A 10,778-nucleotide genomic window follows, 5' to 3' on the forward strand; every position below is an offset into this window, starting at 1 on the left:
GGCGCCATCGCCACCTTGATCTGCTTGATGTCGACGTTGAGCTCTTCGGCGATCAACATCGGCATCGAGGTGTAGACACCCTGGCCCATTTCGGAGCGCGCCGAGATCAGCGTGATGGTGTTGTCGTCGGAGATGTGCACCCAGGCATTGGGCGTGTGCACCGTGCCGGCGGCGAGCGCGTCGCCCACGCCGGTGAAGCTCACGCCGAGCATCAGGCCGCCGCTGGCGACGGCCGAGGTTTGCAGGAAGCCGCGGCGATTGACGCCCACGGTCTTGGCGGGCGAAGAGGAGGAGGTCTTGGTGGTCATGGTGCTCTCCTCAGGCCTTGCGCATTTCGGAGGCAGCGGTCTTGATCGCGGCCTTGATGCGGGGGTAGGTGCCACAGCGGCAGATGTTGCCGCTCATGGCGGCGTCGATGTCGGCATCGCTCGGGTTCTTGTTGCCCTTGAGCAGCGCGGCCGCGCTCATCAGCTGGCCGCTCTGGCAGTAGCCGCACTGCGGCACGTCGTGCGCGATCCAGGCTTTTTGCAGCGGGTGGCTGTTGTTGGGTGACAGGCTTTCGATGGTGGTGATCTTCTTGCCGGCGGCGGCCGACAGCGGGGTGGAGCACGAGCGCACTGGCTGGCCGTCGAGGTGCACGGTGCAGGCGCCGCACAGCGCCATGCCACAGCCAAACTTGGTACCGGTGAGGCCGACCTCGTCGCGGATGACCCACAACAGCGGCGTGTCGGGCTCGGCCTTGACGTTCATCGTCTTGCCATTGATCTGGATGCGAGTGGTCACGGTGATGTCTCCTGCATGGATGGGGGCGCGCGCTACAGGTGATGCTGTGCGCTGCTCAATACAGCATGATCCCGGGCCTGGGTGAAGTCCAACCTGGGCAAACCCGAATGGGTTGTGCCCACTTAGAGCAGCTCAGCTGATGTCGCTCGGCGCGTGCTCGCTGACGGCGGCGTCACGCCGCACCACACCGCCACCCGGCGGCTGCATGCGCCAGCCGGCCCAGATGGCCAGTGCGCAGATCGCACCGAGCAGCACGAAGGTTTCGTGGAAGGCGCGCAGCGGTGCACTGGCGTGCACTTGCAGCCGCCATTCGAGCACGATGCCGGCCAGGCTCACGCCCACCGCGCCGCCCAGCTGCCGCAGGAAATTGATGGCGCTCGAGCCGTGCGAGACGTGAACCATGGGCAGCCGGCGAATCGCGCCGAGGTTGAGCGAAGGCAGCACCAGCCCCAACCCGATGCGCCCGACGATCGCAAACGCGGTGATGACCCACAACGAGGTTTCCAGCCCCACCAGGGCCATCAACCAGAACGACAGTGTGAGCAGCGCGATGCCGCAGGCCACCAGTTGGTTGAACGGGTAGTGGTCTGCCAATCGCCCACCCAGCGGCAGCATGAAGGCCAGCAAGATGCCCGCCGGCAGCAGCACCGCACCGGCCTGCGAGGGCGGCAGGTTCAAGCCGATCTGCATGAACACCGGCACCAGGTAGGTGGAGCCGAACAAGGCCGCGCCGTAGATGAAGGCCACGACGCCGCCCATGCGGAAGGCGCGGATGTCGAACAGCTTGAACTCCATCAACGGGTGCTCGGCCGTGCGCTGGCGCCAGATGAAGAGGCCCGCACCGAGCGCCGACACCGCCAGCAAGGCATAGGCATAAAGCGAGGGGGTGTGCAGGTGCACCAGCCCGTTCATGCCGGTCAGCACCGCCACGGACAGCAGCGCAAGGCCGGGCAGGTCGAAGCGGCGGTCGTGCGGGTTCACCGCCTCGGTGCCGGGCGAGCTGTGGGGCAGGTACCGGTGGGCCAGCAGCAGCGCCGCCGCGCAGAACGGCACCACCACGAAGAAGATCGAGCGCCAGCCGAAGGCCTCGACCAGCACCCCGCCGATGCTTGGGCCCAGCGCGGGCGCGAGCACCACGCCGAAGCCGAAGATGCCCATCGCCTTGCCCTGCTCCTGGCGGCCGAACAACTGCAACACGATGACCGGCGGGATCGGCTGAATCACCCCCGCGGCCAGGCCTTCGACCACGCGCATCGCCAGCACCAGCTCGAAGCTCGAACCCAGGCCCCCGGCGATGCCGCCCACCGCCAGCAGGATGACCGCCGCAAAGTAGGTGTGGCGGTAGCCGAAGCGGCCGAGCAACCACGGCGTGGTCAACATCGCCACGGTGACGGCGGCCATGAACCCGGCTGACAACCACTGCGCCCGCTCCTGGCCCAGCGTGAACACGCGGCTCATGTCGGGCAGGGCCACGTTGACGATGGTCGAGGCCATGATCGACGCCATGGTGCCCACCATCACGGTGAGCAAGACCCGCCAGCGGTAGGCGCGGCCATGCCGTTCTTGCAGGGTGGCGAGGCTGTGGGCGGGAGAGGGCTGCACCGCTTCATCCTAGCGGCTGGGTTGGCCGTCGATCAGGGCGGCAACCCGAGCAGGGTGCGGGCGCGCAGCAGCTCGCTGCCGCCGAACTGGCGTTGCAGGTGGGCCTCGCGCTCGGCGTTTGTCGGTAGCGTCTGCAACTGCGTGCGCGCCTGCGCGAGCCGCTGGCTCCACGCCCAGCGGGCGGCGTCTTCGGCGCGCAGGCGCTCGGCGGCCTCGGCGCCGAGTTTGTCGATGCGCTGGGTGTGCAAGGCCTGCAGCTGCTCGGCGCTCGCCGAGGGCTCGGGCAACAACACCGCGCGTGGCAGTGGGGGTGGGCGGCGCACAGTTTTTTGCGGCGGGTTGGCGGGGTGGTTGTTGCCACCTTCCTGGCCGGGGGTGGGCTTGTTTTGCAAGCGGGCCAGGTGTTCGTCCCAGGCGAGCAGCACCTGGGCTGCGGTGGCGGGGCCGTGTTGGCGGGTCACTTCAGCACCGATCCAGCGCCGGATCTCGGTGGCATCGACCTCACCCAGCGCGGTCAGCAGGTGGTCGAAGCGGTGCGACAAGGCGGGGTCGGTGTGCAGCCGGGCGACGACCCAGCCGCCGTCGAGATCGCTGCCGCGCAGCGAGCCGCTCGTGCGCACCTGATCGACATTGCGAGCGCCTTGCGCAGCAGCCGGTGGCGAGCCGCAGCCCGCCAGCCACAAGAGTGCCACCAGCCGCAGCGCGCCGCGCATCACAGGCCCAACCTCTTCAATCGGTTGGCGTGCAGCCGGTAGACGGCACGCGGGTCCGGCGACAGCGTGGCACGCAAACCCAGCGACTGGTTCACCTCGTCGAGGTGGTTCCACGGATAGTCGTCGCGCAGCACCGTGCCCCAGTGGCTGGCGCAGCGGCCGACCAGGCCGTCGTTGGGCTCGTCACCGAAATAGCGGCTGGTGGCCAGCAGCACCGCGTCGCTGAAGTCAAGTGCGTTGGTGGCCACACGCGTGCCACCCATCGAGTAGTAGCGCACGCCGTTCACCAGCGCCGCGCCCTCGCCGCAGGGCGTGACGGGCTGGCCTTGCGGAAAGCGGCGGTTGAAGACGGCGGCGCCTTCGCTTTCGAGCGACTTCAGCGCGCCCAGCGAGTCTTGCGGCAGCGTCGACCCGCCCGAGAGCAGCGAGACCGCGCCCGAGACCATGTTCGCCAGCACCTCGGGCACGCCGCTGCGTTGTGCCATGTCCTTGAGCGCATCAGCCGTCTTGCTGCCGGTGTGGGGCGAGCCGACGCTGGTGACGGAGGCGATCAGCTCGGGCGCCACCGCCGCCACATAACGCGCGGTCGGCCCGCCGTGGCTGTGGCCGATGAGGTGAAACTTCTCGTGGCCGTAGGCCGCCTTCAGGGCGCGCAGCTCGAACAGCAGTTGTTCACCCCGCACCTCGGACAGGTTGGCCGCCGACACGCTGGGTGCGTAGACGGTGGCGCCACCGGCACGCAGCGCGTCGCTGATGCCGTGGAAATAATCCACCGGGCCGATGTGGTCGAAGCCGAAGAGGCCATGCACCAGCACCAGCGGGTGGCGGGTCTGCGTGTAGGTGTCGGCGGGGGTGTCTGCTGCGCGAGCCGTCGGTGCGCCGGCCAGCAGGCAGGTCAGCAGAACAAGGGCTCGGCAAAGGGCGATGGCGTTCGACACGCCTCGATTGTCGTGCCAGCCCCCGCAGCGCGAGCTCAGGGGTTGGGCATCAGCAAGGCGCGGGCACGCACCAGCTCTTGGCCGGAAAAGTTCTGGGCGAGGTAGGTCTCTTGCGCCTGGCTGCGTTGCAGGGCCGACAGCTCCGGTGCGGCGGCGAGTGTTTGCATCTGCTGTCGCGCGCTTTGCAGGCGGCGCTCCCACTCGGCCCAGGCCTGGTCTTCGGCGCGCAGGCGCTCGGCCGCTTCGGCGCCGAACTGCTGCACACGCTGGGCTTGCAGCTGCTCGCTGGGCGGGCCGGTGAGCAGGTCGACCTCGGCGGGTTGGGCACCTGCGGCGCGCTGTGCGGTGCGCTGTTCGGTGAACGCCACGAAAGCACGCTCTTCGTCGCCGTAAAACGCCAGCGCCCAATCGGCACCGAGGATCTGCCGGCGTGCGGCGGTGCGCTCGGCGAGCGCGGGTTGCCAGGTGGCCGCATCGTTGGGGTTGGCCTGGTGGCTGAAATGTCGTTGTTGCAGTTGGATGTAGCGGTCCCACACCGCGAGCACCTGGCGCGCGGCGCCAGCACTCATCTGGGCGCTCACCTCTTGTTCGATCCAGTGCCGCAGGTCGGCGGGCTGCACCTCGCCGAGCGCGGTGAGCAGGTAGTCGAAGCGGCGGCGCAAGGCGTTGCCGGGCTGCAGCTGGTTGTCGACCCAGGTGCCCCAGTCGCCGTCAAGATCTGAGCCGCGCAACGACCCGTTTTCCCACACCCGGGCGACACGCGCGCGGGCTGCATCGGCCGCGCGCGCGGCGTCGGCGTTGTGCTGCACCCCGTCGAGGGGCCGGCCCTCGGCAAAGGGGTTGAAGCTCCAGTCGGTGAAGACCGGCACAGCCGCTTGTGACGGCGTGCGGTCGGCTGGCAGCAGCAGCCACAGCGCGGCCGCCCCGAGCAGCGCGGGCGCCACCAGAAGCAGCGCACGCCGTGGCAGGGCCTTCATCACAGGCCGGCAGATTTCAGGCGGTTGGCCTGGCTGCGGTAGAAGGCCACCGGGTCTTGCGAGAACAGGCCACGCAGGCCGAAGGCCTGGTTCACCTCGTCGAGGTGGTTCCAGGCGTAGTTGTCTTTCAGCACCGTGCCCCAGTGGCTGGAGCATTGGCTCACCAGGCCATCGTTCTGCTCGAAGCCGAAGATGGCGCCGGTGGTCACCAGGAGCGCATCGCTCACGTCGAACACATTGGTGGCGACGCTGGTGCCGCCTACTGACCAGTAGCGAATGCCGTTGGCCGAGGCCGGGCCCTGGCCACAGGAGCTGGTGGGCGCGCCCTGCGGGAAGCGGCGGTTGAAGTCGGCCGCACCCTGGGTGTTGAGCGACTGCAGCGTGCCCAGCGCGTCTTGCGGCAGGTTGGGCGAGCCCGACAGGAAGGCGATGGTCGTGGCCAGGCCGTTGGCGATCGAAGCCACCAGGCCGGTGGTGCCGGTCCACGAGGTCACGGCCTTCACTACGTCGGCCACCTTGCTGCCGGCGTGCGGTGCGCCCACGGTGGTCACCGAGGCGATCAGGTCGGGTGCCACGGCCGCCACGTAGCGCGCAGTCGCGCCGCCGTGGCTGTGGCCGACAAGGTTGAACTTCTGATGGCCGTAGGTGGCCTTCAACGCGCGCAGCTGGCGCAGCAATTGTTCGCCTCGCGCTTCTGAGGTCGACGCGCCCGACACGCTGGGCGTGTAGACCACGGCACCGCCGGAGCGCAATGCGCTGGGCACGCCGTAGAAGTAGTTCAGCGGGCCGATGGCGTCGAAGCCGAAGGCCCCGTGGACCAGCACCACCGGGTACCGGGTCTGGGTGTAGGTGTCGGCCGCGGCTGCCTGCGTGGTGAAGCCGAGCGACAGGCCGGCCACGAGGGCGGCACTGCACAGCGGACGTGTCAAACGTCGTGAAAATTTCATTGTCTTGTCTCCTGCATGTGGATGGTGTGTGACACCACCGAGAAAGGCTCTCGGCGATCAGCGCCCGCCCACTGCGGGGCGGTGCTGCTGATGCAGGAAATTTTCGGACGAAGCGTCGCCGTGGCGTAAGTGGCAATCCGCGCCAAACGATGGCGGCTGGTGCCAGGGGGGAGGGGAGTTTCCCGCTGAGGGGTATCCCGCAGCCCGGGCTGTGTTGGCCATGAAAAACGGCGCCCGCAGGCGCCGTTTTTCTTGTTGCGAGGCAGGCCGATCAGGCGCCGGCCTTCACCTTCAAGCGCCAGGCGTGCAGCAGCGGCTCGGTGTAGCCGCTCGGTTGTTCCTTGCCCTTCAAGACGAGTTCCAGCGCAGCCTTGTAAGCCGCCGAGGTCTTGAAGTTGCCGGCCATGTTCTTGTAGAGCGCATCGCCTGCGTTCTGCTTGTCGACCACGCCAGCCATGCGTTCGAAGGTCTCCTTGACCTGCTTGTCGGTCACCACGCCGTGGTGCAGCCAGTTGGCGATGTGCTGGCTGCTGATGCGCAGCGTGGCGCGGTCTTCCATCAGGCCCACGTTGTGGATGTCGGGCACCTTGGAACAGCCCACGCCCTGGTCGACCCAGCGCACCACGTAGCCGAGGATGCCTTGCACGTTGTTGTCGAGCTCCTGCTGACGCTCGGCGGCGCTCCAGGTCGCTTCTTTCACCACCGGGATCTGCAGCAGGCCATGGAGCAGCTCGGTGCGCGCGGCATCGGCGTCGGTCTTTTCCAGCTCTTTTTGCACCTTGCTCACCTTCACCTGGTGATAGTGCAGCGCGTGCAGCGTGGCGGCGGTGGGTGACGGAACCCAGGCGGTATTGGCGCCGGCCTTGGGGTGCGCAATCTTCTGCTCCAGCATCGCGGCCATCAGGTCGGGCATGGCCCACATGCCCTTGCCGATCTGGGCGCGGCCGCGCAGGCCCATGCCGAGGCCGACGAGCACGTTGTTCCGCTCGTAAGCCTGGATCCAGGCGCTCGCCTTCATGTCGCCCTTGCGCATCATCGGGCCGGCGAGCATGGCGGTGTGCATCTCGTCGCCGGTGCGGTCGAGGAAGCCGGTGTTGATGAAAGCCACGCGCGATGCGGCGGCGGCAATGCAGGCTTTCAGGTTGACGCTGGTGCGGCGCTCTTCGTCCATGATGCCCAGCTTGACGGTGCTGTCGGGCAGGCCCAGCAGCGCTTCGACACGCGAGAACAGCTCGGCGGCAAAAGCCACTTCAGCGGGGCCGTGCATCTTGGGCTTGACGATGTAGACCGAGCCGGTGCGCGAGTTCTTGATGCCCGGCTTGTGGGTGCGTGCGAGGTCGTGCAGTGCGATGGTGGTGGTGACGACCGCGTCCAGGATGCCCTCCGGGATTTCCTTGCCATCACCGTACAAGATGGCCGGGTTGGTCATCAGGTGGCCGACATTGCGCACGAACATCAGCGAGCGGCCGTGCAGCGTGACCTGGCCCTTCTTGGGGCCGTGGTAAACGCGGTCGGGGTTCAGGCCGCGGGTGAAGGTCTTGCCGCCTTTGCTGACGGATTCGGTCAGCGTGCCTTTCAAGATGCCGAGCCAGTTGCCGTAGGCCAGTACCTTGTCTTGCGCGTCGACCACGGCAACCGAATCTTCGAGGTCGAGGATGGTCGAGAGCGCGGCTTCGAGCACCAGGTCGCACACACCGGCCGGGTCTTTGGCACCGATGGTGGTGTTGCGGTCGATGCGGATGTCGAGGTGCAGGCCGTTGTGCTGCAGCAGCACCGACGAAGGTGCCGCGGCATCGCCCTGGTAGCCGATGAACTGCTTGTTGTCTTTCAGGCCGGTGGTCTTGCCGTTCTTCAGTGCCACGACCAGCTTGCCGCCCTTGACGGTGTAGCCGACCGAGTCGATGTGCGAGCCCTTGTCGAGCGGCGCGGTGCGGTCGAGCACGTAGCGTGCGTATTCGATGACCTTGGCGCCGCGCACCGGGTTGTAGGCGCCGGCGCGGGTGGCGCCGTTGGCTTCAGACAGCGCATCGGTGCCATACAGCGCGTCGTACAGCGAGCCCCAGCGCGCGTTGGCGGCGTTGAGTGCGTAGCGTGCGTTGAGGATGGGCACCACCAGCTGCGGGCCGGCTTGCAGGGCCAGCTCGGCGTCGACGTTCTTGGTGGTCGCCTGGGCCTTCTTGGGCTGCGGCACCAGGTAGCCGATGGCCTCCAGGTGCTTGCGGTAGGCCTTCATGTCGCCGATGGGGCCGGGGTGGGCGGTGTGCCAGGCGTCCATCTCGGTCTGCAGGCGGTCGCGCTCGGCCAGCAGCGCGATGTTCTTGGGCGCGAGGTCGCGCACGAGGGCGTCGAAGCCTTTCCAGAAATGGGCGCTCGCGACGCCGGTGCCGGGCAGCACCTGGTCTTCGATGAAGCGGTGCAGCTCGGTGGCCACCTGCAGGCTGTGGACGGGGGTGCGTGCGGTCATGGTTTTCCTCAAGGAGACGACAAAGTTCGGGCAAAAGAAGGAGCCTATTCGATATCCCAGCGTTTATTAAGTAGCCTGCACACGCAAGATTCATGACTCGGCGAGAGGTAATCTCGCGGCCCATGGACAAGCTCAAACAGATCGAATCCTTCGTCGCGGTGGCCGCCAAGGGCAGCTTGACGGCGGCCGCCGCCGCCGAAGGCATGGCCCCGGCCGTGGTGGGCCGGCGCATCGACGCGCTGGAAGAACGCCTGGGCGTGAAGCTCCTGCTGCGCACCACCCGGCGCATCACGCTGACCCACGAAGGCAGCGCCTTTCTCGAAGATTGCCAACGTTTGCTCGCCGACCTGGCCAATGCCGAAGCCAGCGTCAGCGAAGGCGGTGTGAAAGCCAGTGGTTACTTGCGTATCACCGCGCCGGCCGGCTTCGGGCGACGCCACGTGGCGCCTCTGGTGCCCGGTTTTGTGGCACAGCACCCCGATGTGAACGTGTCGCTGAACCTCAGCGACCGGCTGGTCGACATCGTCAACGAAGGGTTTGACTGCGCGGTGCGCGTGGGCGACCTGCCCGACAGCAGCCTGGTCAGTGTTCGCCTGGCCGACAACCGCCGCCTGTGCGTGGCCACACCGCATTACCTGGGGCGCGCCGGCACACCGCGTCACCCCAACGACCTGGCCCGCCACGACTGCCTCACCCTCAGCACCGACGCCAGCCAAACGCGCGGCTGGGCCTTCACGCTCGGCGGCGAAGTGATCCACCTGCGCCTGAACGGGCGGCTCGACTGCAGCGACGGCCAGGTGTTGCACGACTGGTGCCTCGCCGGGCTGGGCATCGCCTGGCGCTCCACCTGGGAGGTGCACAGCCAGGTGGCGGCCGGCACCTTGGTCAGCGTGCTGGACGAATTTGCCGCACCGCCCAATGGCATTTACGCGCTTTTTCCGCAACGCAAACACTTGCCGCTGCGGGTGCGTTTGTGGGTGGACTATCTGAAGCAGCGCTACGGTGACGCGAGCTATTGGCAGCAGCGCAGCTGACTTGGGAGTAACGGAGCTTCCGGAGAAGCCCACCGTCATTCCCGCGCAGGCGGGAATCCAGCATGTGCGCTTCGTACCGTGCTGCGAAGGCTGGTGCAACTGCCGGCATTCTGGATTCCCGCCTGCGCGGGAATGACGCTTAGGCCTTGTTCGACAGGCAAGACTTCATGAACGTTTTGCGCTCGTCGCCCTTCTTGCCTTCGGCGTCCTTGTTGCAGGTCTTCATCTTTTCCTGCTGGGCGGTCTTGCCGCTCGCCGGCTTGTTCGAGAGGCAGGTCTTCATGAAGGCCTTGCGCTCGTCGCCCTTCTTGTCGGCGGCTTCCTTGTTGCACGTGCCCATCTTGGTTTGCTGAGCGGTTGGTGCCGATGCGGCGTCGGCGGCATGGGCCGACACGGCCAATGACGACAGGGCAACGGCCAGCAGGCTGATCAGGTGTTTCATCGAGGTTCCTTCCCGGGGTGTTTGAAGACGAGGGGTTCGCCGGGTCGGATTGGAGCACTGCCGCACGCCCCCAGCAAGCCACTCAACGCATCAAGACCTTGCCGGGCTGACGCAGCGCAAGCCCATCAAAGAATTCGCCGTGGGTGAGCGATGGCCTCGTGCGCCGCATGCAGCCGGCGCACCAACACGCGGATGAAGGCTTCGTCGAACAGGTGCCGGCAGTTGGGGCTGACCTGGGCCAGCGTGTCGGGCGTGAACGAGATGGTGGTGGCCGGGTCGGTGACGATCACATTGGTGCTGTGGCGGCGCAGCTCGGGGCTGGGCGCGAGGTAGGCCATCTCGCCCACCGAGGTGCCGCCGCCGAGCTGGGCCACCTTGTCGCCGTCGCGGTACACCTCGACCTCGCCCTGCGCAATGATGTGAAAGCTGTTGCCCTCTTCGCCCTTGCTGTAGAGCGCGTGGCCGAACGGGAAACGTTGCCACTTGGCGCGGTGCACCACCTCCCACAGCTCGACGTCGCCGAAGTTGCTGAAGAAGTCGAGCGAGCGCAAGAGGTTGAAACGCTCCGAGTCGAGCACGCCCTGCAGGTGGCCGCGTGGCACCTGCTGGGTGGTGATCAGGCTGGAGAGCGCCTGGGCGAAGTCGTCCCAGGTGGTGTAACGGTCTTCGGGGCGCTTGGCCACGGCCGACAGGATCACGTTGTCGACACCCGAGCCCACACCCGAGCGCAGCGCACTCAGCAGCGTGGGCTCGGCGGTGTAGATCTGGTTCATCATGGCCGACTGCGAGGTCGAGTCGAACAGCGGCCGCCCGGCGATCAGGTGGTAGAGCACGGCGCCCAGTGAATACATGTCGGCGCGGCAGTCGAGCGTGCTGCC

11 protein-coding genes are annotated in these 10,778 nt (G+C 67.3%); 1 reads left to right on the forward strand and 10 read right to left on the reverse strand.

What is annotated here, in order from left to right:
• From RMO40_RS20960 to RMO40_RS20995, 8 genes are all read right to left on the reverse strand, one after another.
• Nucleotides 1-308: molybdopterin cofactor-binding domain-containing protein (locus RMO40_RS20960; protein ID WP_309725465.1), on the reverse strand; the 308-nt coding region annotated here is incomplete at its 3' end.
• Nucleotides 309-318: 10 nt separating this feature from the next.
• Entirely contained in the window at nt 319-783 is a 465-nt protein-coding gene (locus RMO40_RS20965) for a 2Fe-2S iron-sulfur cluster-binding protein (RefSeq protein WP_309725467.1), read from the reverse strand.
• Nucleotides 784-915: 132 nt separating this feature from the next.
• Entirely contained in the window at nt 916-2,385 is a 1,470-nt protein-coding gene (locus tag RMO40_RS20970) for a DHA2 family efflux MFS transporter permease subunit (RefSeq protein ID WP_309725469.1), read from the reverse strand.
• 32 nt (nt 2,386-2,417) lie between these two features.
• Nucleotides 2,418-3,098, reverse strand: a complete 681-nt coding sequence (locus RMO40_RS20975) for a hypothetical protein (protein WP_309725471.1) — start codon at nt 3,096-3,098, stop codon at nt 2,418-2,420.
• The gene (locus RMO40_RS20980) at nt 3,098-4,036 is read right to left on the reverse strand and encodes a triacylglycerol lipase (RefSeq protein WP_309725473.1); all 939 of its coding nucleotides are present in this window, start codon (nt 4,034-4,036) and stop codon (nt 3,098-3,100) included. Before RMO40_RS20980 ends, RMO40_RS20975 begins: the two co-directional genes overlap by 1 nt.
• A 35-nt stretch (nt 4,037-4,071) precedes the next feature.
• Nucleotides 4,072-5,013: a lipase secretion chaperone gene (locus RMO40_RS20985; protein ID WP_309725475.1), complete on the reverse strand. Its 942-nt coding sequence runs from the start codon at nt 5,011-5,013 to the stop codon at nt 4,072-4,074.
• Nucleotides 5,013-5,960, reverse strand: coding sequence for a triacylglycerol lipase (locus RMO40_RS20990; RefSeq protein WP_309725477.1), 948 nt, complete (start codon nt 5,958-5,960; stop codon nt 5,013-5,015). The genes RMO40_RS20985 and RMO40_RS20990 overlap by 1 nt, the downstream gene beginning before the upstream one ends.
• A 271-nt stretch (nt 5,961-6,231) precedes the next feature.
• Nucleotides 6,232-8,424, reverse strand: a complete 2,193-nt coding sequence (locus RMO40_RS20995) for a malate synthase G (RefSeq protein WP_309725479.1) — start codon at nt 8,422-8,424, stop codon at nt 6,232-6,234.
• Nucleotides 8,425-8,546: 122 nt separating this feature from the next.
• On the opposite strand from RMO40_RS20995, the gene RMO40_RS21000 reads away from it, so the two are divergent.
• A complete protein-coding gene (locus tag RMO40_RS21000) occupies nt 8,547-9,458 on the forward strand; it encodes a LysR substrate-binding domain-containing protein (RefSeq protein WP_309725480.1) in 912 nt (303 codons plus the stop codon).
• 139 nt (nt 9,459-9,597) lie between these two features.
• Here the strand turns inward: RMO40_RS21000 and RMO40_RS21005 are convergent, their stop codons facing one another.
• Nucleotides 9,598-9,900, reverse strand: a complete 303-nt coding sequence (locus RMO40_RS21005; RefSeq protein ID WP_309725481.1) for a PsiF family protein — start codon at nt 9,898-9,900, stop codon at nt 9,598-9,600.
• Between the two features lie 125 nt (nt 9,901-10,025).
• The coding region (locus RMO40_RS21010) for a cyclic nucleotide-binding domain-containing protein (RefSeq protein ID WP_309725483.1) at nt 10,026-10,778 on the reverse strand (753 nt) is incomplete at its 5' end.

The organism is Rhizobacter sp. (genome assembly GCF_031412075.1).
In the GTDB taxonomy this organism is placed as follows: domain Bacteria; phylum Pseudomonadota; class Gammaproteobacteria; order Burkholderiales; family Burkholderiaceae_C; genus Rhizobacter.

Bases quoted from the DNA above. Each gene is read 5' to 3' on its own strand.
- RMO40_RS20975 (WP_309725471.1), bottom strand. From the start codon at position 3,098: ATGCGCGGCGCGCTGCGGCTGGTGGCACTCTTGTGGCTGGCGGGCTGC.
- RMO40_RS21000 (WP_309725480.1), top strand. From the start codon at position 8,547: ATGGACAAGCTCAAACAGATCGAATCCTTCGTCGCGGTGGCCGCCAAG.
- RMO40_RS20995 (WP_309725479.1), bottom strand. From the start codon at position 8,424: ATGACCGCACGCACCCCCGTCCACAGCCTGCAGGTGGCCACCGAGCTG.
- RMO40_RS20985 (WP_309725475.1), bottom strand. From the start codon at position 5,013: ATGAAGGCCCTGCCACGGCGTGCGCTGCTTCTGGTGGCGCCCGCGCTG.
- RMO40_RS20990 (WP_309725477.1), bottom strand. From the start codon at position 5,960: ATGAAATTTTCACGACGTTTGACACGTCCGCTGTGCAGTGCCGCCCTC.
- RMO40_RS21005 (WP_309725481.1), bottom strand. From the start codon at position 9,900: ATGAAACACCTGATCAGCCTGCTGGCCGTTGCCCTGTCGTCATTGGCC.